18 protein-coding genes and 2 pseudogenes are annotated in these 24,063 nt (G+C 54.9%); 8 read left to right on the top strand and 12 right to left on the bottom strand.

The features are described 5' to 3' along the window. Positions 1–93: 93 nt before the first annotated feature. The 3 genes and pseudogenes from KW829_RS00175 to KW829_RS00165 all read right to left on the bottom strand — a co-directional run bounded on the left by KW829_RS00175 (position 94) and on the right by KW829_RS00165 (position 3,944). The gene (locus KW829_RS00175; protein WP_218307346.1) at positions 94–1,749 is read right to left on the bottom strand and encodes a glucan biosynthesis protein D; all 1,656 of its coding nucleotides are present in this window, start codon (positions 1,747–1,749) and stop codon (positions 94–96) included. A gap of 242 nt (positions 1,750–1,991) precedes the next feature. Beyond that, a pseudogene (locus tag KW829_RS00170) lies at positions 1,992–2,764 on the bottom strand (transporter substrate-binding domain-containing protein). 10 nt (positions 2,765–2,774) lie between these two features. Continuing rightward, positions 2,775–3,944, bottom strand: a complete 1,170-nt coding sequence (locus KW829_RS00165) for a pyridoxal phosphate-dependent aminotransferase (RefSeq protein ID WP_218307345.1) — start codon at positions 3,942–3,944, stop codon at positions 2,775–2,777. A gap of 113 nt (positions 3,945–4,057) precedes the next feature. Here KW829_RS00165 and KW829_RS00160 point away from each other — a divergent pair, with 113 nt between their 5' ends. Next, entirely contained in the window at positions 4,058–4,900 is an 843-nt protein-coding gene (locus KW829_RS00160; protein ID WP_218307344.1) for a LysR family transcriptional regulator, read from the top strand. On the opposite strand, the gene KW829_RS00155 is transcribed toward KW829_RS00160, so the two are convergent. Both KW829_RS00155 and KW829_RS00150 read right to left on the bottom strand, forming a co-directional pair. Continuing rightward, a complete protein-coding gene (locus KW829_RS00155) occupies positions 4,887–6,392 on the bottom strand; it encodes a carboxylesterase/lipase family protein (RefSeq protein ID WP_218307343.1) in 1,506 nt (501 codons plus the stop codon). The two genes, KW829_RS00160 and KW829_RS00155, sit on opposite strands and share 14 nt — an antisense overlap. Positions 6,393–6,434: 42 nt before the next feature. Then, complete coding sequence (locus tag KW829_RS00150) at positions 6,435–7,778, bottom strand: VOC family protein (protein WP_218307342.1); 1,344 nt, start codon at positions 7,776–7,778, stop codon at positions 6,435–6,437. A gap of 227 nt (positions 7,779–8,005) precedes the next feature. Between KW829_RS00150 and KW829_RS00145 the strand changes: the two genes are divergently transcribed. Continuing rightward, positions 8,006–8,929, top strand: coding sequence for a LysR substrate-binding domain-containing protein (locus KW829_RS00145; protein ID WP_218307341.1), 924 nt, complete (start codon positions 8,006–8,008; stop codon positions 8,927–8,929). Positions 8,930–9,190: 261 nt separating this feature from the next. After that, positions 9,191–11,575, top strand: coding sequence for a glucose/quinate/shikimate family membrane-bound PQQ-dependent dehydrogenase (locus KW829_RS00140; protein ID WP_010431001.1), 2,385 nt, complete (start codon positions 9,191–9,193; stop codon positions 11,573–11,575). Between the two features lie 119 nt (positions 11,576–11,694). Here KW829_RS00140 and KW829_RS00135 read toward each other — a convergent pair whose 3' ends face one another. The 3 genes from KW829_RS00135 to KW829_RS00125 form a co-directional block, all read right to left on the bottom strand. Next, entirely contained in the window at positions 11,695–13,386 is a 1,692-nt protein-coding gene (locus KW829_RS00135; RefSeq protein WP_218307340.1) for a methyl-accepting chemotaxis protein, read from the bottom strand. A 160-nt stretch (positions 13,387–13,546) separates the two neighbouring features. Further along, the gene (locus tag KW829_RS00130; RefSeq protein ID WP_182402205.1) at positions 13,547–14,665 is read right to left on the bottom strand and encodes an S-(hydroxymethyl)glutathione dehydrogenase/class III alcohol dehydrogenase; all 1,119 of its coding nucleotides are present in this window, start codon (positions 14,663–14,665) and stop codon (positions 13,547–13,549) included. A 30-nt stretch (positions 14,666–14,695) separates the two neighbouring features. Beyond that, positions 14,696–14,971: a metal/formaldehyde-sensitive transcriptional repressor gene (locus KW829_RS00125; RefSeq protein WP_003857256.1), complete on the bottom strand. Its 276-nt coding sequence runs from the start codon at positions 14,969–14,971 to the stop codon at positions 14,696–14,698. A 229-nt stretch (positions 14,972–15,200) separates the two neighbouring features. On the opposite strand from KW829_RS00125, the gene KW829_RS00120 reads away from it, so the two are divergent. After that, positions 15,201–15,458, top strand: coding sequence for a hypothetical protein (locus tag KW829_RS00120; protein ID WP_218307339.1), 258 nt, complete (start codon positions 15,201–15,203; stop codon positions 15,456–15,458). A gap of 183 nt (positions 15,459–15,641) precedes the next feature. Continuing rightward, positions 15,642–15,759 (top strand): annotated as a pseudogene (locus tag KW829_RS22880) (hypothetical protein); the annotation flags it as partial. Positions 15,760–16,095: 336 nt separating this feature from the next. On the opposite strand, the gene KW829_RS00110 reads toward KW829_RS22880, so the two are convergent. After that, the gene (locus tag KW829_RS00110) at positions 16,096–17,025 is read right to left on the bottom strand and encodes a LysR family transcriptional regulator (RefSeq protein ID WP_218307337.1); all 930 of its coding nucleotides are present in this window, start codon (positions 17,023–17,025) and stop codon (positions 16,096–16,098) included. A 91-nt stretch (positions 17,026–17,116) separates the two neighbouring features. Between KW829_RS00110 and KW829_RS00105 the strand changes: the two genes are divergently transcribed. Both KW829_RS00105 and KW829_RS00100 read left to right on the top strand, forming a co-directional pair. Next, positions 17,117–17,593 carry a GNAT family N-acetyltransferase gene (locus KW829_RS00105; protein WP_218307336.1) on the top strand — a complete coding sequence of 159 codons (477 nt, stop codon included), beginning with the start codon at positions 17,117–17,119 and terminating at the stop codon, positions 17,591–17,593. Between the two features lie 134 nt (positions 17,594–17,727). Then, positions 17,728–18,000 carry a YqjD family protein gene (locus KW829_RS00100; RefSeq protein WP_010430933.1) on the top strand — a complete coding sequence of 91 codons (273 nt, stop codon included), beginning with the start codon at positions 17,728–17,730 and terminating at the stop codon, positions 17,998–18,000. A 25-nt stretch (positions 18,001–18,025) separates the two neighbouring features. On the opposite strand, the gene KW829_RS00095 is transcribed toward KW829_RS00100, so the two are convergent. Then, complete coding sequence (locus KW829_RS00095; RefSeq protein WP_218307335.1) at positions 18,026–19,489, bottom strand: EAL domain-containing protein; 1,464 nt, start codon at positions 19,487–19,489, stop codon at positions 18,026–18,028. A gap of 289 nt (positions 19,490–19,778) precedes the next feature. On the opposite strand from KW829_RS00095, the gene KW829_RS00090 reads away from it, so the two are divergent. Further along, entirely contained in the window at positions 19,779–20,663 is an 885-nt protein-coding gene (locus KW829_RS00090) for a MarR family transcriptional regulator (protein ID WP_218307334.1), read from the top strand. A 35-nt stretch (positions 20,664–20,698) separates the two neighbouring features. On the opposite strand, the gene KW829_RS00085 is transcribed toward KW829_RS00090, so the two are convergent. After that, positions 20,699–21,874, bottom strand: coding sequence for an HlyD family type I secretion periplasmic adaptor subunit (locus KW829_RS00085; protein ID WP_218307333.1), 1,176 nt, complete (start codon positions 21,872–21,874; stop codon positions 20,699–20,701). Continuing rightward, a complete protein-coding gene (locus KW829_RS00080) occupies positions 21,871–24,036 on the bottom strand; it encodes a type I secretion system permease/ATPase (RefSeq protein WP_108417514.1) in 2,166 nt (721 codons plus the stop codon). The genes KW829_RS00085 and KW829_RS00080 overlap by 4 nt, the downstream gene beginning before the upstream one ends. Between the last annotated feature and the right edge of the window lie 27 nt (positions 24,037–24,063).

The following is a 24,063-nucleotide window of genomic DNA, read 5'->3' as shown; positions in this document are numbered from 1 at the left end:
TTGCCGGGTGGCGCTAACGCTTACCCGGCCTACAAATGCGTCCAGAGTAGGCCGGGTAAGGCGAAGCCGCCACCCGGCACAACCCCACAAACGTTAACGCATTATCCGGTCGTCAACGTAGTTACGCTTATCCGGCGCTGGCGGGAAATACTGATACAGCCAGGTTTCACTGATGGCATCGCCCTGACAGCGCAGGAACAGGCGCATATCCACCGGCTCGGTTGAATCCGAGGTTGGATACCAGTCAAACAGAATACGATACCCGTCAAACGGCTCAACGTAGAGGATCTCAACCTGCTTCGCTTCACCGCTGGAGAGCGTGATCACCGGCTCGATACCTTTTGGCGCAGCGGCCTTCAGGTCGCCTCCGACGAAATCAATGGCAAAGCGACGCGCCCACACTTTCGGGTAATTTTCGCCCGGTGCCCAGCCTTCCGGGAAGCCCCCCATACCGGTACGGGTGGCGAAAACGTTCGCCAGCGGAGAACGCACCGGCGGCTGCGCGCTCCAGTAAAGGCGGTATTTGAAGTCCAGCTCGTCCCCCGCTGCCACCGGCTTCTCCGGCTGCCAGAAGCAGACCACGTTATCCAGCGTTTCGCCCGTCGTTGGGATCTCCATCAGCCCTACAGCGCCTTTACCCCAGTCGTTACGCGGTTCAACCCACAGGCTTGGACGTTTGTTATACCAGCCCATCACATCCTGATAGTGAGAGAAATCGCGGTCAAGCTGCAGCAGGCCAAAGCCCTTAGGGTTCTTATCCATGTAGGCATTGAACTGCAGCTTCTGCGGGTTATTCAGCGGACGACAGATCCACTCCCCGTTGCCGCGCCACATCGCCAGGCGGTCGGAGTCGTGGATTTGCGGGTGAATGGTGTCGCACATGCGGCGCTCGTTATTGCCGCAGCTGAACATGCTGGTCATCGGCGCGATGCCCAACTGCTTGATGTCTTTACGCGCATAGAGATGGTTTTCCACCTCCATAATCACCTGGCTCTTCTCGCAGTGGATCACGAACTTATAGGCACCGGTGATGCTTGGGCTATCCAGCAGCGTGTAGACGGTAAAAGTGGTATCGCCAGGCTTAACGGTTTCAAACCAGAAGGAGGTGAAATCCGGGAACTCTTCCGGCGTGTCGGTAAAGGTATCCACCGCCAGACCGCGTGCGGAAAGGCCGTACTGATAGGTGTCATCCACCGCGCGGAAGTAGCTCGCACCGAGGAACGAGACGATATCGCGACGCGCAAGCTCGGGGGCTTTAAAGGCGCGGAAGCCCGCAAAACCGAGATCGCTCTGGCCTTCAAGCTGTTTCGTATCAACACCCGTGTCGCCGTAGCTGAACAGTTCAGGGCGGAAGTGGATCTCACGCGCCTGAGAGGTTGTCTGATCCAGCGAGAACATACGCACGCGGCGGCGGAAACCCATCCCCATATGGAAGAACTGCACGTCCAGCTGACGGCCTTCGATGTTATTCCACAGAGACTGTTTTTCGTCGTAGCGGATGGCGTTATACGCCTGCGGCGTCATGGTTGCCAGCGTCTCCGGCAGCGGACGCGGCGCGCCACCCCACGGGTTTTTCGCCAGGTCATGCGCCATGGATTGCAGTACGGAGAAGTCAAAACGACGGCTCTGGCCGTCTGCAATGTCAGAGTCAGCCGCGTAGGCCGCTTTGGAAAACAGGGAAGCAAGGCCAGATGTGCCGCTCAGGGCAGCCATTGCAAGCGAGCCTTTTAGAAAACGTCTGCGATTCATGCCTGGAAAAACGTCCTTATGGTCGTGTGAATGTGTTTCGCGCGCGGCGAAATGACGGCAAGAAAGAACGCACAGCCTAAACAAAAATGGTTAAGAATCCAATTGTTGGCCGGTGATTATATGAACAAAGTGAGAAATATTTTCTGTCGACCAGAACGGCCTGAAAGTGGTGTAAATAAGCGTAAATACAGGTGAATAAAAAAACCCCGGCTGGACATCAGCAGCCGGGGCCAACGAGGCGGTTATTTTACGCTGACATCGATACCCGGGAAGTACTTATCAGCGAGTTTAGCGATCGTGCCGTCGGCACGTACTTTATCAATCGCGGCATCAAGCTGCTTTTTGGTGGCCTCGTCACCCTTACGCAACCCAAAACCGATCCCACTGCCGAGGATGGTGTCGTCCGACACCGGTTTGCCGATAAAGCCAAACCCTTTACCCTGCGGCTTGCTGAGGAAACCTGCCTGCCCGGCCGCGGACATGACCAGAGAGGCGTCGATACGGCCATTCAGCAGATCGCCCCACGCCATATTCTGATCTTTATAAGACACCACGGTGACACCGTGTTTTTCCCAGTGCTCTTTCGCATAGGTTTCCTGAATGGACCCCTGCAGCACGCCAATGGTTTTCCCTTCAGCCCTTCAGCCGTCGTGTCTACCGCCGTACCGGCTTTGCCGACCAGCTGCGACGGAATGCGGTAAATCGGCTGGGTAAAATCAATGCTTTTGCGGCGCTGCTCGGTGATGTTCATCGCCGAGTTAATGGCATCGAATTTTTTCGCCACCAGGCCCGGGATCAACGCATCAAATGAGGTTTCAACCCAGCTGCACTTCAGCGCTGCCGCTTTGCAGATAGCGTTGCCCAGCTCAACGTCGAACCCTTCCAGTTCACCAGACGCATTGCGGCTTTCAAACGGCGGATATTCCGCCTCAAGGCCGTAACGTAACTCGGTGGCAGCGAAGGAAGAAAACGTACACAGCAATCCCATGCCGACTATTAACGCGCGTAATTTCATCTCACACTCCTCAGCGTGGTTTAACCCGACACAGGGCTTGGGCACCTGCCCGTAACGTCGCCTCATCTTTCGCAAAAGAGAGACGAATCAATTTATTATCCGTGCCGTCCGCGTAAAACGCCGACAGCGGAATGGTGGCCACGCCACACTCAACGATCAGCCGTTTGACCATCTCGCTGTCGCGCTCGTCGCTGAAATGGCTGTAATCCGCCAGCAGGAAGAACGATCCGGCACTTGGCAGCAGTCGGAACGGTGATTCCGCCAGCAAACTTTGCAGCAGGTCGCGCTTGCGTTGATAGAACGCAGAGAGCGACAGCCAGGTGTGCGGATCGACCATGTGTTCAGCAAACGCGTGCTGCATTGGCGTATCGGCAGAAAACATTAAAAATTGATGGACTTTACAAATCTCGTCCATCAGCACCGCCGGGGCAACACAGTAACCCACTCGCCAGCCGGTGACGTGATAGGTTTTTCCGAACGATGAGATAATCACGCTGCGCTCCGCCAGCTGCGGATGCGTCGCCATGCCGTGGTGCGGCTCGCCGTCAAAAACGACGTGCTCGTACACTTCGTCAGACAAAATAATGATGTCGGTATTACGGGTCACCGCCACCAGCTGTTGCAAATCGTTCGCTGAGAAGACCTGACCACTCGGATTATGCGGCGTGTTGATGATGATCATACGCGTGCGCGGCGTAATCGCGGCGCGAACCTCGTCCCAGTTAACGGCAAAATCCGGAACGGTCAGCTTAATGGCAACGGGTGTCGCCCCCTGCAACCGCACTATCGGCGCGTAGCTGTCAAATGACGGTTCGAAGTAAATCACCTCATCGCCAGGATGGACCAGCCCGCTGATGGCCGAGTAGAGCCCTTCACTGGCGCTGGCAGTTACAAGCACTTCACTGCCGGGGTCATACCGGGTGCCGTAAAGCGTGGCAATCTTTTCCGCAATGCGTTCTTTCAGGGAGGTCAGACCCGTCATTGCCGCGTACTGGTTATGCCCCGCCTCCATGGCGCGGGTGACACCGGCGATAAGCTTTGGGTCGCAGGAAAAATTGGGCGCGCCCTGAGAAAGGTTGATGGCGTTATGCTGTGCAGAAAGCTGCCCGATAACGGTAAAAATCGTGGTCCCCACGTCAGGCAATTTTGAACGGGTTTGCACCGGTGTCTGTAAAGTCATCCTCTGTCCCTTCTCATTGTTGTTGCATAACTATTCAAACAATAACTCTGCTATCGGGACAATCGAATTGTTGTCATAATAGCCATGAGAAAAACGCATAGCTGAGGTGTAGTATGTCGCGCCGTTCATTCCCGCTTAATGCCATCGACGCCTTTTTGATCACCGCGCGTCATCTGAACCTTACCCATGCGGCGCAGGAGCTTTGCCTGACGCAAGGTGCCGTGAGCCGCAAAATTGCCTCACTCGAAGCGTGGTTTGGCTTTCCCCTGTTCGAACGCCATGCGCGCGGGCTGCGGCTCTCTCCCCAGGGCAGCGCCCTGCTTCCTGAAATGCAATCGGCCTTTACGCAGTTATTGAACGTTGCGGATCGGGCGCGGGCGCACCAGACCGTCATTCGCCTGAAAGCGCCGACCTGCGCCATGCGCTGGCTAATTCCCCGGCTGCTGGACGTGGAGCGCGAACAGCCGGATCTGCAAATTGCGTTGACCACCACGACCGATCACAACGTCAATTTCAAAACCGAATCTTACGATGCCGCCATTGTTTTCGGCACCCACATGAGCGCGGGCGATTTGCTGTTTGAAGAAGCGCTGACACCGGTGCTTAGCCCACTCCGGGCAGGCGCAACGCTGGGCGCCTTGACTTTTCTTCATCCGACAAGAGATAAAACCGACTGGTCATTGTGGCTGGCGAAACAGGAAAGCCCGGCGTTTGTTATGCACAAAAATCAACACTTCGACACCATGGATCTCGCTATTACTGCTGCCATTCAGGGACTCGGCGTCGCCATTGCTGACGAAACGCTGGTGGCGGAAGATGTTCGCGCAGGAAGGCTGTTGCGGCCTTATGAGACAAGCATAAAAACCGGCGCGAGCTACCGGCTGGTGCTGCGCGAAACACCAGGCGAGGAAAATTGTCTGGCGGCGTTTCGCGCCTGTTTGCTTAATCGAGGCTGACGTGGTGCTTCATTACCCGTTTGAAGAGACTCATGCGGGTGCGCATAAAGCGGTTTTCAAGCCTGAAACCTGCATGTTTATTCACTCCAATACGCAACAATACGTCGCGCCCTTTGCGACAGGCGGGCCAGTGCACCGGTCCGGATAAGTTGTCCTGCGCCCCGGCCTCACGCGCGAAGCTCACCCAGTAATCCGCGACCTGGGCAGCAAACTGCAGATCGCGTTCGTTCACGTACTGACGAGAAGGTTCCACCTGACCCAGGGTATCGAACACGTAAGGCACTTCATTGCCGTGCCAGGCACCGTTGATATAGGTGCCATGTTCCGCTTCCGCGACATAATCAAACCAGTAGCGCCAGCACAGTCCGCCCACACGCTGCTGAGCCTGCATCGCCACATAGCCCATCGTGGTAAAGGCCATATCACGGCACACCTGTCTGCCCAGCTCTTCATCCCCCTTCACGCCCGGATAGAGCAGCTTAATTAGCCCCAGGCCAAAGCGTCGTTCCTGGCGAAGCTTCTGAATTTGCCCGGCAAGATCCACGCCAAACACCGCCATCACGCTGGCTTCATCGCTGTTCGAACCAATCATTAGCGGAACGGGATGCTGTCGCGCGGCAAAGAACACATCCAGCATCGCTTCCGGCAGGACGCAATCCCCAACGACGGGCGCAGGCGCAACGTTCAGCGGTGACGTGAGCGGCCAGAAGGCCTCAGGCGGCAGCGCGCGCAACTGCCCGGCGGTGGCCTTCTCCAGCCCAAAATGCGTTGCTATCGCTTCCCCTTTTTGCAGGGCTTTCTCGCGCGGCGTATCCGGTAAGGTGTACCCGCTTTGCACGATCGCTTTATGGAACAATCCTTCCGCCAGCGGCGATGCCATCAGCGACAACACGCTGCGCGCGCCCGCAGATTCACCAAACAGCGTCACGCAGTTCGGATCCCCGCCAAATGCGGCAATGTTATCCCGCACCCACTCCAGCGCGGCGATCTGGTCAAGTAACGCAAAGTTATGCACCACGCGGCTTTCTTCACCTTCCAGCGCCGGATGCGCGAAAAAGCCGAGATGACCCAGACGGTAGTTGATCGTCACAACCACCACGCCGCGCGATGCCAGCGCTTTGCCGTTGTATGGCGGCAGGCTACCCGCGCCAATCGTGAACCCGCCGCCGTGCAGCCAGACCATGACAGGAAGCAGCCCGGCCCGATCGACGGGAGACCAGACGTTAAGATAGAGACAATCTTCCGAGAACTGGCCGGGATCGCCGCCGCCCAGCTCTTTGCAGTACTCAATGCTTTGCCAGCTTGAGGGCGAAAACGTCGTTGCCTGCCGTTCGCCCTCCCAGCTTTCCGGCGGACGCGGAGAGCGCCAGCGCCAGTCGCCCACGGGCGGTGCAGCGTAGGGGATCCCATACCACGCATGAATATTGTTGTCTGTAAAACCAGTCAGTGCGCCCTGGCGCGTTTCAACCACAGGGGCGGAGGGATTTTGCATAACCACCTTCTTTTTCCATCACACCCCTGCAGAGTAACGATTTCAGAGCAAACCGCAACGCTGTTTGCTGCGCGCTTCCGCCTCCTGATAGAGCGTGAATTCGTCATATACCGTACAGCCCAGCGCCGCTTCAAAGGCCTCGCGGCTGGCATTTCCCTGACCGCGCGCCTGCGTTTCATTTCCGAGGTTGGACTGGAAAATACCCGCCGCGCTAACCGGCAGAAAATCTTCATACGTTATAGGTTGAGCAACCACCCAGCCGCGTTCGATCAGCGGCTGCGGATCGTCTCCCGGTCGAAACGCGTGGCGATGCGCTTCACCCGCTGGCGTCAGGCGATAGCGGAAATAGGCCAGCTCCTGACGGCGCAGGAACATTTCGCTGTCCGGAAATGCGCTAAACACCTCGCGCAGATGCAGCTGGTGCGTAAGGTTATCTTTACCGGTACCGGCCTGGCTTAACAGACTGTCGTACAGCTCGCGACCTTTCGGCGTCAGCGCAACGCCACGCTGTTCAATTTCACCGAAGCGTGCGGTATGCGTTCCCTTATGTTCCCCAGCGAAAAGAACCGGTTCTTCCAGCGCCTTAAAGCTGGTCTGACGCAGCAGGATCGGCACCTCACGGCGCGGCGGCCCTTCAATCAGGATTTTTGGCTCAATGCCGTACTTCGGCATCAGCTCCTGCACCCGGTCGATATCCAGCGTGCGTGGGGTCAGATGGTTAATGTGGCAACCGAGGAAGCACACCACGTCGGCAATCAGCTTATGTTCTTTGCTCAGCGCCAGATAGGTTTCCTGGTCGACCGTTGCGTGGCTATGCCAGCGGAATGTTTCCAGCGCTTCCTGAACAAACTCGCGCGCCTGCGTTTCAGTGAATGCGCCTTCTGACTCATGCAGCGCGATCAGTTCCAGGCAACGCGGCGTGAAAATGTTCCGCTGGGCGAGGATCCCGGCGGCACGTTCGCGCAGCTCAACATTTTCAATCAGCTCCAGGCGCAGCAGCGAGGTAAAAATACGAAACGGATTACGACACAGCGCCGCATCGTCCACCGGGCGGAACGCCGTGGAATGGACAGGCACCGCCGCCTGTGAGAGATCGTAATAGCTGACCGGATACATTCCCATAATGGCGAACATGCGGCGCAAGGTGGACAGTTCCCGCGCGGTGCCGACGCGAATTGCGCCGTGACGTTCGACATTCAGGCGCGCGAGTTCATCCGCGTTCGCCAGCTGTTCATGTAAGAGTGGATTATTTTCAAGAACCGCCAGGTTAACGTCCGCCACCAGTTCCAGCAAGGTGCCGTACTGCGGAACTTCCTGCTGGTACATCGCCGACATAGCCTGCGAAAAGTGTTCCCGAATATCATCAGCCGTGATGGTGTTCGCCATGATGTCATGCCTCCAGTGAATATTACCTGGAGTGTAGAGAAGCCCGTTCCTTCCGGCGGGAAGAATTTACGAATTGTGATCCAGGCAGACGAGTGGTCAAAGCCTGTCCATTACTAAAAACAGGTTGTAACTCAAACAGATCAAATGTTAAAAATATTTTGCTATCAAGTTATCAAAATCAAACAACTTAACTTGTCACCCGCATCTCTCTGTTTTTAACATCGCCTATGGAAAAAAATGGTCTGTTCAATCAGCGCATACGCTTGCGCCATTTGCATACATTTGTGGCCGTCGCTCAACAGGGAACGCTGGGGCGAGCGGCTGAAACCCTTAACCTGAGTCAACCTGCACTTTCAAAAACCCTGAACGAGCTGGAACAGCTTACCGGAACGCGGCTCTTCGATCGCGGTCGTCTGGGCGCACAGCTCACGATCGTGGGTGAGCAATTTCTGACGCACGCGGTAAAAGTGCTGGATGCCCTCAACACCGCAGGCCAGGCGTTGAACCGGAAAGAGGAACCTGCCAGCGATATCGTGCGCGTGGGCGCGCTTCCTACCGCGGCGCTGGGCATTTTACCCGCGGTGATTGGTCAGTTTCACAAGCTGCAAAAGCACGCCACGATTCAGGTCGCCACCATGAATAACACGATGCTGCTTGCCGGGCTGAAAGCGGGCGAGCTGGATCTGGGTATTGGCAGAATGTCCGATCCGGAACTGATGAGCGGCCTCAATTACGAGCTCTTGTTCCTGGAATCACTCAAGCTGGTTGTCCGTCCCGATCACCCGCTGTTGCAGGACACCGTGACCCTGAGCCGCGTCATGGAGTGGCCGGTTGTTGTGTCACCAAAAGGTACGGTTCCGCGTCAGAATGCCGAAACGCTACTCGAAATGCAGGGGTGCACGCTCCCGTCGGGCTGCATTGAAACCCTGTCAGCCTCTCTTTCGCGCCAGCTTACCGTGGACTATGACTACGTCTGGTTCGTCCCCTCAGGTGCTGTCAAAGACGATTTACGCCGTGGCACCCTGACCGCACTCCCGGTGACCTCGCCGGGAGCCGGGGAACCTATTGGGATCCTGACCCGTGTTGATGCCCCGCTCTCATCAGGCGCACAAGCGCTGTTAAGCGCGATCCGCAAGTCCATGCCAGCCTGATGTCCCTGCCCTGACCCGCCGTCCGGGCGGGTTTACCTTCTCCTGGGCAAATAATGCGAAATCATTCATTAACAATTGCGTAAAACAATTTAACAGTTTTATCATAGCCGCGAATTCACCAAATGGTTCGCACACGAATTTATACGAGTGAATTTCACGCTATTCAAACGGTAAAAACATCATAACGCCCGTCCTGCATGACCCAATTGGTACAGATGCGCACAGCACACCAGACGGGCGGGCGTGTTTAAGGAGATAGACATGGCATTTGGCAGCGCGCCACGCGGGTTACCTCGTATCCTGCAGTGGCTCCTTGTCGGACTGATGATGCTCATCGGTCTGGCAGTCGGCGGGCTGGGCTTGAAGCTCGCTACAGTGGGCGGAAGCCTGTACTTCCTGATCATGGGGGCGGTGATGGTAATTGCTGCCATCCTGATATTCACTAACCGCACCAGCGGCATGGTGCTGTATGGTATCGCGTTTATCGCCTCGTTATTCTGGGCGGTAAGCGATGCAGGCTGGGATTTTTGGCCGCTCTTCTCCCGCCTCTTCACCTTCGCCGTGCTGGCGTTCCTGTGTGCGATTGTGTGGCCCTTCCTGCGCGCCGCGAATACCCGTGAGCCGGTTAACAAAGCGCCCGCTTTTGGCATTGCCGCCGTGCTGGCCGTGGTCATGCTGGTCAGCCTGGGCTGGATGTTTAAGCCGCAGACGCTGGTTGCCGCGAATGAATCGGTGCCGGTAAAACCTGTCGCCGAAGGCGAGCAGCAGAAAAACTGGGCGCACTGGGGGAACACGACCCACGGCGATCGCTTTGCCGCGCTGGACCAGATTAACAAGCAAAACGTCAGCGATCTGAAAGTCGCCTGGGTTGCACACACCGGGGATATCCCGCAGAGCAACGGCTCGGGCGCGGAGGATCAGAACACCCCGTTACAGATTGGCGACACGCTGTATGTCTGTACGCCGTACAGCAAAGTGCTGGCGCTGGACGTAGATTCCGGTAAAGAAAAATGGCGTTACGATTCTAAAGCTACGGCCCCTAACTGGCAGCGCTGCCGCGGTCTGGGCTATTTTGAAGATAGCTCAAGCGTGACAGCCTCACAGACGGAGACACAGCCTGCGGCATGCCCTCGCCGTCTGTTCCTGCCGACTACCGATGCCCGCCTGATTGCCATCAATGCGGATAACGGCAAGGTCTGCGAAGACTTCGGCGACCACGGCACCGTGGATCTGAGCGTCGGTATGGGCGAGATCAAGCCCGGGTATTATCAGCAGACCTCCACGCCGCTGGTGGCCGGGAATGTCGTTGTCGTCGGCGGTCGCGTCGCGGATAACTTCTCCACCGGCGAACCGCCGGGCGTAGTGCGCGCATACGACGTTCACACCGGCAAGCTGGCCTGGGCGTGGGATCCGGGTAATCCGAACCTCACCGGCCTGCCGCCGGAAGGCCAGACCTACACGCGCGGCACGCCGAACGTCTGGTCAGCCATGTCTTATGATGCAAAACTCAATCTGATTTATCTGCCAACCGGCAACGCCACCCCAGACTTCTGGGCGGGTGAACGTACCGCGCTCGACGACAAATACAGCTCCTCCATCGTGGCCGTCGATGCAACGACCGGTCAGGTGCGCTGGCATTTCCAGACCACCCACCACGATCTGTGGGACTTTGACCTGCCTTCCCAGCCGCTGCTGTACGATCTCCCTGACGGTAAAGGCGGCACCACGCCGGTGCTGGTGCAGACCAGCAAACAGGGCATGATTTTCATGCTTAACCGCGAAACCGGTAAGCCGGTGGCGAAGGTAGAAGAACGTCCCGTTCCGGCGGGTAACGTTGAGGGGGAACGCTACTCTCCAACCCAGCCGTATTCCGTGGGCATGCCGATGATTGGCAACCAGACGCTGACCGAATCCGACATGTGGGGAGCGACGCCTGTTGACCTGCTACTGTGCCGTATTCAGTTTAAAGAGATGCGTCATCAGGGCGTCTTCACCCCACCGGGTCTGGACCGTTCCCTGCAGTTCCCGGGCTCCCTCGGCGGGATGAACTGGGGCAGCGTATCAGTTGACCCGAACAATGGCCTGATGTTCGTCAACGATATGCGTCTGGGTCTGGCGAACTATATGGTTCCTCGCGCGAATGTTGCGAAAAATGCCAGCGGCATTGAGATGGGGATTGTCCCCATGGACGGCACGCCGTTCGGCGCGATGCGTGAGCGCTTCCTGTCGCCGCTGGGTATTCCGTGCCAGAAACCGCCGTTTGGCACCATGTCAGCGGTCGATCTGAAATCCGGCAAGCTGGTGTGGCAGGTTCCTGTCGGCACAGTGGAAGATACCGGTCCGCTGGGTATTCGTATGCATATGCCAATCCCGATCGGCATGCCAACCCTTGGCGCATCGCTCTCCACGCAGTCTGGCCTGCTGTTCTTCGCCGGTACTCAGGATTTCTACCTGCGCGCGTTTGATACCGCCACCGGGAAAGAGATCTGGAAAGACCGTCTGCCGGTAGGCAGCCAGTCCGGGCCGATGACCTACGTTTCACCGAAAACGGGTAAGCAGTACATCATCATTAATGCAGGCGGAGCACGTCAGTCGCCGGATCGCGGTGATTACGTTATCGCGTATGCGTTACCCGATAAGAAGTAACAGATGAAAAAGGGACCGAAAGGTCCCTTTTTTTGCCCGGTGGCGCTGCGCTTACGCGGGCCTACTGACACGTTTTTTGTAGGTCGGGTAAGCGCAGCGCCACCCGACAAACCCGCAACTCAGAACGTCTCCCAGTTATCCCCGGAAACCGTAGCCGCTGGGCGCAACGGCACACCCTTCGCCACTGGCGCAGACGCTACCACACGCCCCGCCGTTGCCCCGTTCAGCCGAAATGCCCCTACTGCTTCTGTCAGACGCGCACCCTGTTCTTCCAGCGATGCCGCGGCCGCTGAGGCTTCTTCCACCAGCGAGGCGTTTTGCTGGGTGACTTTATCCATCTCAGAAATGGCCTGGCTCACCTGGACAATGCCACGGCTCTGCTCGTCGGAGGCGGCAGCAATTTCCAGCATGATATCGGTGACGCGCTTCACCGCCTCGACGATTTCATTCATGGTGTTCCCCGCCGCGACCACTTCACCCGACCCCTGGTCAATCAGGGTCACCGACTCGTTGATCAGGCTTTCAATCTCTTTCGCGGCGTTGGCGCTGCGGCTTGCCAGCGTGCGCACTTCACTCGCCACCACCGCAAAGCCTCGTCCCTGTTCGCCTGCACGCGCCGCTTCAACGGCAGCGTTCAGCGCCAGAATGTTGGTCTGGAAGGCAATGCTGTTAATCACGGCGGTAATTTCTGAAATTTTCTTCGAACTGGTCGAGATATTGCCCATCGTTTTCACCACGCCGGACACCATCTGGCCGCCGCGACTGGCTTTGCCGGAAGCATCTTTCGCCAGTTTGCTGGCATGATGGGCGTTATCGGCATTCTGTTTCACCGTTGCGGTCAACTGCTCCATGCTGGCGGCGGTCTGCTCAATCGCGGCTGCCTGCTGTTCGGTACGAGAAGAGAGGTCGGTATTCCCTGCAGAGATCTCGCTGGTGCCGCGATAAATCTCTTCTGCCCCCTGGCGCACGGTGCCTACGGTGTTCACCAGCGAATGCTGCATGGTTTGCAGATCCCGCGTCAGGCGACCGATTTCGCTCCGGCTTGTCGGATCGTCCGGCATGGTTAAATCACCTTTCGCGATATTCTCAATGCGGGTGGCTGCACGCTGAAGCGGGTTAATCACCGTCCGGCGCAGCACCACAAAGGTCATGGCCGTTAACACCAGCGCCAGCGCAAACGCGCCGACCATAAACATCAGCCCTAGCTGTGTACGGGTGTGGGCCTGAGCGGTTAGCGCGCTGGCACGATCGGTACGGATTTTGATGGCCTTCAGCAGGACGGCGTTGTAGGCGTCATCCAGCGGACGCGCGGTTTCGTTTTCATGATTGATGATCGCCTCAAACATGCCGTTTTTGGCAAATTTCACCATCGGCTGCAGCCCCGCAATATAGGCGTCATAGCGTGCTTTCAGCTCAGCATCCAGCGCTTCGTCCGCAGAGGTGCGCACGGCGCGATTCATATAGGCGGTAAAGCTTGACTGCGATTGCTTGATGCGCGTTTCCGCCTCGCTGATGTTTTGCTTCATCGCCTCCATTTCCGCGATACGGCTGGCCGCACCGGCATGGATCATATTGATTCGCGCGGTACGTAAATGGTTGGAGCTGTTCGAAAGCCCCATACGCACCTGAATTTCTGCTGTGACATCCTGCTGATCGGTATCAGCCTGCAACAGGAAATACCCCGCCAGACCTGCGCTCAAGGCAAACAGAAGAATAATGCCACCGAGAATGGAGGAAAACAGCGGAACCAGCCTGATGTGATGCAAGAAGCCCAGCTTGCGCTGCGCCTGCATCGAAGTTGTGTTGTCCATGACCGTCGACTCTCTTATAGGTAAGATGCGTAAAAACACGCCTGTTAGATAGTCATCGGCACGGCAGGGATTTAGATTACGGCTAAAAACGCCGCACTGGTCACACTTTAGAGAAGATTATTAAAGAAACGCCAGCGGCGAAAAACCGCTGGCAGAAGAGTTACTTGTCGCCGAAATGAATGACGGTACGAATGGATTTACCTTCATGCATCAGATCGAAGGCTTCGTTGATCTGCTCCAGCGGCAAACGGTGCGTAATGAACGGATCCAGCTGAATTTTGCCGACCATCGCATCTTCAACCATTCCCGGCAGCTGAGTACGCCCTTTCACGCCGCCAAACGCCGAACCGCGCCATACGCGACCGGTCACCAGCTGGAATGGACGCGTTTTGATCTCCTGACCCGCACCCGCCACGCCGATGATGATGCTTTCGCCCCAGCCTTTGTGGCAGCACTCGAGCGCGGAACGCATGACGTTCACGTTGCCAATACACTCGAAGCTAAAATCAACGCCGCCGTCGGTGAGCTCAACAATCACGTCCTGCACCGGCTTTTCGTAATCTTTCGGGTTCACGAAATCGGTCGCGCCCATTTCACCCGCCAGTTTGAATTTCTCCGGATTGGTGTCGACAGCAATGATACGGCCTGCTTTCGCCTGCACCGCGCCCTGGATCACCGCCAGACCAATCCCACCGAGACCGAACACCGCAACGGTATCGCCTTCTTTCACTTTCGCCGTGTTGTGTACCGCACCGATACCGGTGGTCACGCCGCAGCCCAGCAGGCAGACTTTATCCAGCGGCGCCTGCGGGTTGACCTTCGCCAGTGAAATTTCCGCACAGACGGTGTACTCGCTAAACGTGCTGGTGCCCATGTAGTGATAAATCGGCTCGCCGTTGTAGGAGAAACGCGTAGTACCGTCCGGCATCAGGCCTTTGCCCTGGGTGGCGCGAACGGCCTGACAGAGGTTGGTTTTGCCAGATTTACAGAACTTACACTCGCCGCATTCTGCGGTGTAGAGAGGAATAACATGATCGCCCGGCTTCAGGCTGGTCACGCCCTCACCCACTTCAACCACGATACCGCCACCTTCGTGGCCAAGCACCGCCGGGAAAACGCCTTCAGGATCGTCACCGGACAGCGTAAACGCATCGGTATGGCACACGCCGGTATGGGTGATTTTGATCAGCACTTCGCCTTTCTTTGGCGGTGCAACGTCGATTTCAACGATTTTTAACGGCTGGCCTGGACCAAATGCGACGGCTGCGCGTGATTTCATAATGACTTCCCTTATGTGATGTCTGTGGGTTTATTTTAGATAAGAGCGCAGCAAATGGCCGACTTCCGCCATCCGAACTGCCCGCTGATCCGGGGTAGTCTCCCCCGTCACCAGCTCATCTTTGAGGTGAATTTCGACCATTTCGCCCATCAGGCCATTGGCAGCGCCGCGCACGGCGGCGATTTGCTGCAAAATGGCAAGGCAGGGATCGCCCGATTCCAGCGCACGTTCCAGGGCATCAACCTGGCCCCGAATGCGACGGACGCGCGTGAGAATGCGTTTTTTATCTTCGGGTGAATGCGGCATACGCCCTCCGTTAAGATACTATAGGGGGGTATTGTATTCACCTTATCTTATAAATGTAAACTTACTTTTAACGTGAAATTTAATAAGCAAAACCTTATGTAAACAAATGTAATTAGTGAATCATAATCATTGAAATCAATATTCATGCCCACATTTCTTACTCTGCCAAACTACCCGGGCGACAGACGGTTATGGTGGCTCGCTTCATATCCCTAAAAGGAAACCGGATATGAAAAAGCCACGTCGAAACCAGAACTCAACCCACCGTAGTAAAAGTAAAGAGATTGCATGTAATTCTGCAGGCAGGAGAAGAGAAACCTCTAAACACTCGATTTCATCGAAGCAAGTTTTTACCAAAATGGTAACCATTGCCTCCTTGATTGATCGGGGTTACAGACTCTTTTGTTACTGCCAGGAGAATGGCTACATTCCATCTGGTGAAGGAATTTGGCGTGTAATCAAGGAGGCGGTTAGCGCATTAGCTTAATTATTCGGCACTTTTATAACTTTCTTCCAATTGGAGGCATTTATGAATAAAACGCCATTTAACGCAGTTTACTGCTCATCTAACTAACCTCTGTCAACATAGGGGAAGCACCACCAGCTTCCTCTATTTAAACAAAAGCCATTGGCAGTTATGGCTTCTGTCAGGGTAGAAAAGGATTTGTGATTGAACCACTTTTTGTTAGTGACAAAACGCGATGGAAAAACCGAACGTATTAACCTGGACAAGATAAACAGAGTTCTTGACTGGGCAGCTGAAGGTTTGTCTAACGTGAAGGTATCAAGGATTGAACGCGGGCATTTTCCCATCTCGACACGGGCTATTGCATCTGCTGTCAAACAGTCCTTAGAGTCGCTTGCAGAGTACTTAGTGGTTCCAACGATTATTGGCGACATTAAAAGCGGGCATTTGACATATCTGACGCCATCAATGCGACCGCTACGGAAGTTGTTTGTAAAACTGCTGAATGAGGTGTGCAAACTACCTCGCTCCCCTCCATTTAAAATAATCCGCTTTAATTTTATTCACGAGTTCCCGGAATATAAACTGCAAACGGATATCTATCTGCCCAATGTTAATCATACCCCAATTGTGCCGGATGGCACTGCGCTTATCCGGCCTATGGTCCCCTGCCAGTCTGCGCCAGCATTTGCAACTCTTCCTTAAGCCATCGGGTCGCGCCTCGCTGGCCGCTGCGTTTATGCGAGTAAATTTTCACTTCAAACGTACGTATCGAAAACGGTAAAGGAAAAATCCTCAGGTCAGCTGCCGCAGCCAGCTTCTCAGCGGCAAAACGGGGGATCGCCATCAGCAGATCACTTTCCGCGACGATAAAGGGCGCGCTGAGCATCGACGGCGTTTTGATCGCGATTTGCCGGGTATAGCCCAGTTGTTCGAGCCGCACGTCCAGAACGCCTTGCTTCTCATTCCATGGCGTCACCACCAGGTGTCGGGCTGCAAGATAATCCTCCAGCGTCAGACGCGTCCGGCGCGCATTGCTGATGACCACATACTCATCTTCAAACCAGTCGATCTCTTCCAGTTCAGGGTGCCGGGTATCATCCTGAGTGCTGAACCCCAGCGCGAGATCCACTTCACCTGCCAGCAGTTCCGTCAGCGCCGGGCTGTGCGGCAGATAGCGTAATTCGAAACGCAAACCCGGGGCAGCAAGCTGCAGTTTGTGCATCAGCACGGGGAAAATGCACAGCGCGGTAAAGTCCGTAATCCCAATTTGTAAGCTTTCGGTACTGCTGGCCGGGTCAAACTCCGGCTGCGGGGTCAGCTCATGATTCAGGAACGACAATGCGGAAGCAATTGAAGGCGCAAGCTGAGTGGCATACACGCTGGGGGACATGCGATGCCCTTCCCGAAAAAAAAGCGGGTCATTAAGGGTAATGCGCAAACGCGACAGCGCATGGCTCAGCGCCGATGTGCTCATCGCCAGCTCATCGGCGGCCCGCCGAACGGAACGGTGTCGGTAAATCGCGTCGAAAACGGGCAGCAGGTTTAAATCAAGGCGTCTCAGTGCCGGATGCATAATATTCATCATTTGTTGATTTCATTGCACTTAATTCTTCGGACAATACTCCGTATGCTTAACGCCATCAATCGAAATACAGGCTAAAAAAACAGGAAAAACAATGAGCATAGCCATTCGTCAGGCCCGTCCCGAAGATGCGACGGCAATTTACGCCATGATCTACGAGCTCGCGGTGTATGAAAAAGCGCCGGAAGAAGTCGTGACCACGCCAGAGGAGATCCGGGAAACGCTCTTTGGCACCGGCAGTCAAACCGAAGCGTTGATCGCGGAATATGAAGGTAAGATCGCCGGCTATGCCGTGTTCTTCACCAGCTATTCTACCTGGCTAGGACGCAACGGTATTTACATGGAAGACCTGTACGTTTCCCCGGATTATCGTGGAAAAGGCGCGGGAAGAGCGCTGCTGAAACATATCGCGCAGCTCGCGGTAAAACGGCAGTGCGGCCGCCTTGAATGGAGCGTGCTGGACTGGAACCAGCCCGCCATTGATTTTTACCTGAGCATAGGCGCGCTGCCGCAGTCTGAATGGGTTCGCTATCGTCTTGATGGCGAAGCGCTGCTGAGTTTTGCCGAATAACAGCGTCTCTCTGTGCGAGTCACACGCACAGAGATATATCCGAAAACAGCCCTGCCAGGGGCCGAAATAAACCTTTTGTCTCTCACATCGGCAAAGAGCGGCTATCCTTTAATTACTCACTAAAGGAGGTAAACATGTCTGATATCAATGCCGATAAAAACACCCAGTTCGCTGAAGACAAAGCCAAAAATAAGCTTGATGAACTGGCAGGTTCAGCGCAGCAGCAGTTTGGTGAATTCGTAGATTCACCAAAGCATCAGGTCAAAGGTGCGGCGAGAAAATATGCCGCGCAGGCCAGTGATGCCGTTTCTGACGTAACGGAGGCGGTTAAGAATAATCCCCTGACCGGGCTCATTGCCGCCGGTGCTGTGGGTATTGTTCTCGGCCTGCTGCTGGGGAGAAAATAATAAAGGCCCTCCGGGGCTTTATTTTCTAGCTAAACATTCTTACCATCCTGTCTAATTCTTCCTCTTTCACAGCCCGTGACAGATAATAGCCCTGGAAGCTTTTCACCCCCAGCTCAACTAATTTTTCAAACTTCTCTTCACTGTCAACGCCCTCTGCGATGCAATCCGTTCCGGTCATGTCGCTATAAATTTGTATCGCTTTAATAAGATGGTAGTCATTATCATTTGCCACAAAATGTTCGACGATATCCCGGTCTAGCTTCAGCCCGTCAAAATGCACCTGCCTGACGGGGAACAGGGTGTGATGGTTGGAGAAGCAGTCGTCCAAAAATAATCTACACCCCGTGTTCCGCAGGAGACGCATGGTTTCAGGGATCCTGCTGTCCTTCATCACATCAATGCTTTCCGCAAATTCAAACACTAGCTTTTCCGCCCACTGCGGTTTGAGCAGCATGCCGGTGGCCTTCCTGGCCATATCCGGCAAGGCATTCCCGGAGGCCAGACGAGGTGGAATATTCACGGAAAAATAAAACTTCCCATTATATTTATTAATTCCACATACGGCAGCATGGATGACCAGCGCCGTAATTTTTAACCATATTTCATGATGTGAGATATCATTAAGGAAGCTGGCGGGCTTAACAATTTTACCGTTTTTATTCCAGCGAATAAGTATCTCAAAGCCTACCCCTTTTTTATCACGATCGGTAATGATCTGATACGCTGGAAATATTTCTCTTTTCAACAGTGCGTTATAGATATCGACTTCTTTATCGGTGAATCCTTCATTTTTATTGGGCAGGACGTCACGGTTTTCCACTCTGAAATTGTGCGGATCGTTTAGCCATTGTCTAATCACATGTAATTTATTCATCCCTTCTTTACGGTGAGTATAAATAGTTTTATTAGACAACCCCGCCCTTTCGCACTGCTCTTTCACGGACATCCCTCGGTAGAAACGTAATAAAACATCAATCTCTCTTTTTGTTAAACCTTTTATTTTCGCTTGGTTGGCGGATGCCATATATTGACTGCGTAATAAGCGCGATCGTTCCTTAAGATTTTCGCCGAGAATATTGAGGCTGGATGCCAAATCAGCAACGCTGGATATGCGAACCAATGACAATTGCTGGCTATTATTTAAAAGACTTCTCAGCGTATAATAGAGCCAACCATCGGGGATGTCACCATACAGGGTTACGCGTCGAATAACGGGCAGCGCGTTCAGCACTGATGCCAGCCGCTTCAGGCTGGCAAGAAGTTCCACAACGCCCTTCCCAAGAAATACTGAAATGCTAGCATGCTGATTTTTAACGACATCTTCAAGATCTCGTTGGCACACCTCATCTTCCTCAAAGTGTATAAGTGAGGCGTTTATCCCATACTGTTTGAGCAGCAGACAATATCCCTGAAATGTGAAACAGCAGGTTGAGATGACAAATTTTTGCTCATCACAAGCAGCATTTCTGAGAGACGTTTTTTGAGTCATAACCTGCTCCTTGGCACGAAAGCGCCAATCTCATTTTTTATAAATGCAAAAAACTGAACACACCTGGCTTGAATAATGATTTTACAGCACCCCGAGTGGTTAAGATATCGTTATCGACGCCATTGACCGGAACATCTTTGCGTTAATCACCCACCCATCATCATGACTGCAAATATATCTTTCTTTTCAAATAACGACCGCAAACAACATTTTCTCAGGTATAATGAATATTCCGAAAAAGAAGGCTTAACACTTCATCTATCGGTTCATTAAACACGAGAAAAACGCTATGGATAATCACATCTCATCCAGGGCCTTGCTACATCGAAGGGATGTTATAAAGAACAACCCGCGATTCGGTGAGGCAATATTAGAGCACTACACAATTAATGATACCATCTACAAAAAACAACCTTTGTTCTACAAGACAATGCTGCAGGAATCACGGTTTAACATTATTCTTTCCATGTGTTGTTTTATTTTTGGAAATCAGGCCGAATCCGTTTCAGAGATTAAAGAGTTATGTTCACGCTATAAAATAGCCAGCCCCAACAGCGTCATTGCGATCATTACGATACTTCGAACCACCGGGCGCATCAGGACCTGGCGCTGTACGGAAGACAGGCGAAAAACAAGAATTGCCCCAACCGAAAAAGGATTGAATGAACTTAAACGCTATATGTCCGGCGCATTTATACCCGTCAGCATTCTGTACCCTGCGTTTAATATTGACGTCAATTTGCTGGACAATGATATTTTAAGGAATAACTTTTTCCGCCGCGCGGCGGAATACCTCTTTCGGGGATTAACGTTCAGGAAGGTTTTACCGGAAGTGGGGTTATTTATCGATAAAGACGGAGGCCGAATGATTATGCTATATCTTTATCTGCAGGCGGTAAAAAACAAATCAGCACACGGTGCAATTATTGATTATTCTGCCAGCACGCTCGCTAAGGAATTTTTTGTTTCACGCATTCACGTCAACCGAATTATCAAAACGGCGCAAGAGGCGGGCTATCTTAAAGATAGGGGTAATGGAAGGATGTCGATTTACCCAGCCTTTATCGAACTGGTGGAAAACTATGCCGGTTTGTATTTCGCGTATGTCACGCATTACATCAACGTGGTTCCGAAAGAACGACGCCACCTCAACAACGTGACGTCAACGATATAATTCAGATGGCGTTCGGGATCCCGAACGCCACTATCTTATCTTTCGCGCAGCGCCTCTTTTGCCTTGTTCAGCGGCTTCAACAGATAATCCAGAATGGTTTTGCTGCCGGTTTTAATATCAACGGTGGCAATCATGCCTGGAAAGACCGGAAATTCCTGACCTTGCTTATTGGTCAGATGGTTGCTGTCGGTACGAATATAGACGCGATAGTAGTAAACATCCCTTTTTACCTCATCCTGCAGGGTGTCCGGGGAAATCATGGTCACTTCCCCTTCCAGTCCGCCGTAAATGGAATAGTCATAGGCCGTAATTTTCACCAGCGCTTTCTGGCCGGGATGAATAAAGGCGACGTCGCGCGGCGAGATTTTCGCTTCAACCACCATCTGATCGTCCAGCGGGACCAGGCTCATCAGCTTGCCGTTCGGCGGGATAACGCCTCCCACGGTGGTGACGTCAATATCCTTCACGATCCCGCGAACCGGGGCATTGAAGGTCAGCCGGGTCAGGGAGTCCTCACGCCCTTTCATCACCGAACGCTGGGCTTCAATCTCCGCGTTGGCTTTCGCCAGCTCTTCGCGGGCGCGAACGTAATACTGGTTTTTCATCTCGGTGATTTTATTCTCAAGCTCATTTTTTTGACGCTCAAGACGTAACACCTCAACCTTGCTGGCCGCCCCCTGGGTCACCAGCGGACGGGTTAAGGACAGCTCGCGCTGCACCAGTTCGGCCCCCTGACGTAAACCGGCCAGCCCTTTTTCGAGGCTCTCACGACGGGACTGGTAGAGCGCCGTTTCCTGTTTAACCAGCTCAACGTCGTCATCCAGCTCTTCCGGGAACGCAAGTTCCGTGTCGTTCACCTCTGCCTTCAGGCGCGCTGCCGTTGCCAGCGCCGCATTCAGGCGAGACTCGCTCTCCAGCACGCTGGACTCGGTTTTTGTCCGGTCAAGCTGCGCGAGCTGCTGGCCGCGTTCAACAATATCGCCCTCGCGCACCATCAGGCTGTGGATAATCCCCCCTTCCAGGGACTGGATCACCTGCTCGTGGGAGGATGGGATCACCTTACCGCTGCCGGTCGTCACCTCATCCAGCTTGAACAGGCTCGCCCAGCCGATAAAGACCGCCAGCAGGGCGAACAGCGACCATGCTACCAGTGACGCGCGCGGCAGGCGCGGCTCTTTCAGACGGCTGTTAAAGCGAGAGAAATCATTCATGCCACGCCCTCCGTTTTCATGGTGACGGTACGCTGTACGGCTTTCTGCGGTGCCATACCGTGCTGGTGCAGGATCGCATCGCGCGGGCCGTCCATCACCACCTTGCCGTTTTCCAGCACGATGATGCGGTCGACCAAATCCAGAATCGGCAGCCGATGCGTCGCTACCACCAGCGTCCGGCGTTTACCCAGCCATTTGTGGAGATGCTGTATAAACTGCTTCTCGCTCATTTCGTCCAGCCAGGCGGTCGGTTCGTCCAGCAGCAGGATATTGGGTGAGACGATCAGCGCGCGCGCCAGCAATAGCGCCTGACGCTGTCCGCCGGAGAGGCCCGTTCCGCCCTCGTTGATGATGGTGTTCAGCCCCATTTTCTGCTTACGCACAAACTCCAGCGCGCCGCTGTTGACCAGCGCCTGATGAATCTCATCGTCGGTGGCGAGCGGGTTGCCCATCAGAATGTTGTCCCGCACGGAGCCAAAGAACAGCCGGGCCTGCTGGCTAAGCAGCTGCATGTCGCGACGCACGTCGGCCGGGTCCAGATGATTGAGGGCAATATCGTCGAGCAGGATACTGCCCTGCTGCGGCTCCTGCATGCCCGCCAGAAGCTGTAACAGCGTGCTTTTACCGGAGCCATTACGCCCAAGCACCGCCACGCGCTCCCCGGCGCGGATCTGCAGCTTGCTGATATTGAGCACGGTGAGTTTCTCTTCCTCGTCGTAATAAAACCCGACGTCCTCAAGGCTATAGTCGCCGCGCAGGTGGGCTTTGTGCACCTTCTTGCCGTGCTGCGGATCGTCAATCGGGCGCTGCATCAGGTCGTCCAGCCCCTTGCGCGCCACCTTTGCCGACTGCCAGCGCGAGAGCACGCCTGAGATCTGCGACAGCGGCGCGATAGTGCGCGACGCCAGAATCGAGGTCCCTACCAGCGCACCGGTGGTCATGTCGCCGCTGATGACCAGGTAACAGCCGACCAGCAGTACCACCGCATAGACGATTGACTGTACCTCCTGCGTCCACGTGAGCAGCAGGCCCGTCAGCCAGCGCTGCTTCATGCCGACGCTGGCGGCGACGTCGTTGGTGTTATTCCACTGGTTCTGGAAACGCTGTTCGGCGCGCATCAGCTTGATGTCTTCAAGGCCCTGCACCGCTTCCACCAGCGTGGCGTTACGAATGGCGGATTCACGCATCCCTTCGCTGGAGAGTTTCCCCAGCGGGCGCTGAACCAGCAGGCCGGGAATGAGCAGCAGCGGCACGGCGAGCAGGACCACCAGCACCAGCGGGCCGCCAATCATCCACAGAATGAAAACGAACAGCAGGAAGAACGGCAGATCGGAGATGGCCGCAATGGTGGTCGAGGTGATGAGCTCGCGCACCGACTCCAGCTCGCGGATCTGCGCGATAAACGATCCGGTTGATTTGGATCGCGCGCCGTTTTTAATCCGCAGCGCGTGGGCAAACACGCGTTCAGAGATACGCAGGTCGGCGCGTTTCCCCACCACGTCAGAAATATGCACGCGCAGCATACGCATGATGAATTCGAACAGAATGGCAATCATCACGCCGCCAAACAGCACCCACAGCGTGGCTTCCGACTGCGACGGAACCACCCTGTCGTAGACCTGCATGGAGAAGACCATGCCGGAAAGCGCCAGCACGTTGGCCACCAGCGCCACCAGCATGATGTCGCTGTAGCGTCGCCAGTCTTTCAGCGCCAATTGCCAGAACCAGTTTTTCTCATAGGGTTTGATGTAGTCGTCCACGCGAGCATCCGGCGTGGATTCGAGCGGGCGCAACACCATCAGCCCCTTTAACCGCGCCCCGAGTTCGTCACGCGTCAGCGTCGTCTCCAGCCCCGCGTCGCCGCTGAACTGCAGGCTGACGTTGCCTTCGCTGTCCATGCGGTTAATGACCGCGATTTGTCCACCGGTGAACTCCGCCAGCAGCGGCAAACGCCACGGGTCGAGGGATACCGCTTCAGCCGCCACCACACGCATCCCCAGCCCAAGCTGGCGCGCCATCTCCTCCAGCACCAGCTGGCGCGGAGACTGACTTTCATGGTTAATCGTGACCCGAACGTGCTCCGCCGAAAAGTCCAGCCGATAGTGCTTCGCGATGATGAGCATGCCCTGCAGCCAGGGTTCGTACTGTGGATGTGTCTTCATAATGCTACGTCCTGTTCAGGGCGATAA

The sequence above is a fragment of the Enterobacter sp. ENT02 genome, assembly GCF_019219165.1.
Lineage (GTDB): Bacteria > Pseudomonadota > Gammaproteobacteria > Enterobacterales > Enterobacteriaceae > Enterobacter > Enterobacter mori.
This window is presented reverse-complemented; position numbering and strand designations above follow the sequence as displayed.

Bases quoted from the DNA above. Each gene is read 5' to 3' on its own strand.
- KW829_RS00110 (WP_218307337.1), bottom strand. From the start codon at position 17,025: ATGATGAATATTATGCATCCGGCACTGAGACGCCTTGATTTAAACCTG.
- KW829_RS00105 (WP_218307336.1), top strand. From the start codon at position 17,117: ATGAGCATAGCCATTCGTCAGGCCCGTCCCGAAGATGCGACGGCAATT.
- KW829_RS00080 (WP_108417514.1), bottom strand. From the start codon at position 24,036: ATGAAGACACATCCACAGTACGAACCCTGGCTGCAGGGCATGCTCATC.
- KW829_RS00130 (WP_182402205.1), bottom strand. From the start codon at position 14,665: ATGAAATCACGCGCAGCCGTCGCATTTGGTCCAGGCCAGCCGTTAAAA.
- KW829_RS00095 (WP_218307335.1), bottom strand. From the start codon at position 19,489: ATGACTCAAAAAACGTCTCTCAGAAATGCTGCTTGTGATGAGCAAAAA.
- KW829_RS00160 (WP_218307344.1), top strand. From the start codon at position 4,058: ATGTCGCGCCGTTCATTCCCGCTTAATGCCATCGACGCCTTTTTGATC.
- KW829_RS00100 (WP_010430933.1), top strand. From the start codon at position 17,728: ATGTCTGATATCAATGCCGATAAAAACACCCAGTTCGCTGAAGACAAA.
- KW829_RS00145 (WP_218307341.1), top strand. From the start codon at position 8,006: ATGGAAAAAAATGGTCTGTTCAATCAGCGCATACGCTTGCGCCATTTG.
- KW829_RS00150 (WP_218307342.1), bottom strand. From the start codon at position 7,778: ATGGCGAACACCATCACGGCTGATGATATTCGGGAACACTTTTCGCAG.
- KW829_RS00085 (WP_218307333.1), bottom strand. From the start codon at position 21,874: ATGAATGATTTCTCTCGCTTTAACAGCCGTCTGAAAGAGCCGCGCCTG.
- KW829_RS00175 (WP_218307346.1), bottom strand. From the start codon at position 1,749: ATGAATCGCAGACGTTTTCTAAAAGGCTCGCTTGCAATGGCTGCCCTG.
- KW829_RS00120 (WP_218307339.1), top strand. From the start codon at position 15,201: ATGAAAAAGCCACGTCGAAACCAGAACTCAACCCACCGTAGTAAAAGT.
- KW829_RS00135 (WP_218307340.1), bottom strand. From the start codon at position 13,386: ATGGACAACACAACTTCGATGCAGGCGCAGCGCAAGCTGGGCTTCTTG.
- KW829_RS00140 (WP_010431001.1), top strand. From the start codon at position 9,191: ATGGCATTTGGCAGCGCGCCACGCGGGTTACCTCGTATCCTGCAGTGG.
- KW829_RS00090 (WP_218307334.1), top strand. From the start codon at position 19,779: ATGGATAATCACATCTCATCCAGGGCCTTGCTACATCGAAGGGATGTT.
- KW829_RS00165 (WP_218307345.1), bottom strand. From the start codon at position 3,944: ATGACTTTACAGACACCGGTGCAAACCCGTTCAAAATTGCCTGACGTG.
- KW829_RS00155 (WP_218307343.1), bottom strand. From the start codon at position 6,392: ATGCAAAATCCCTCCGCCCCTGTGGTTGAAACGCGCCAGGGCGCACTG.
- KW829_RS00125 (WP_003857256.1), bottom strand. From the start codon at position 14,971: ATGCCGCATTCACCCGAAGATAAAAAACGCATTCTCACGCGCGTCCGT.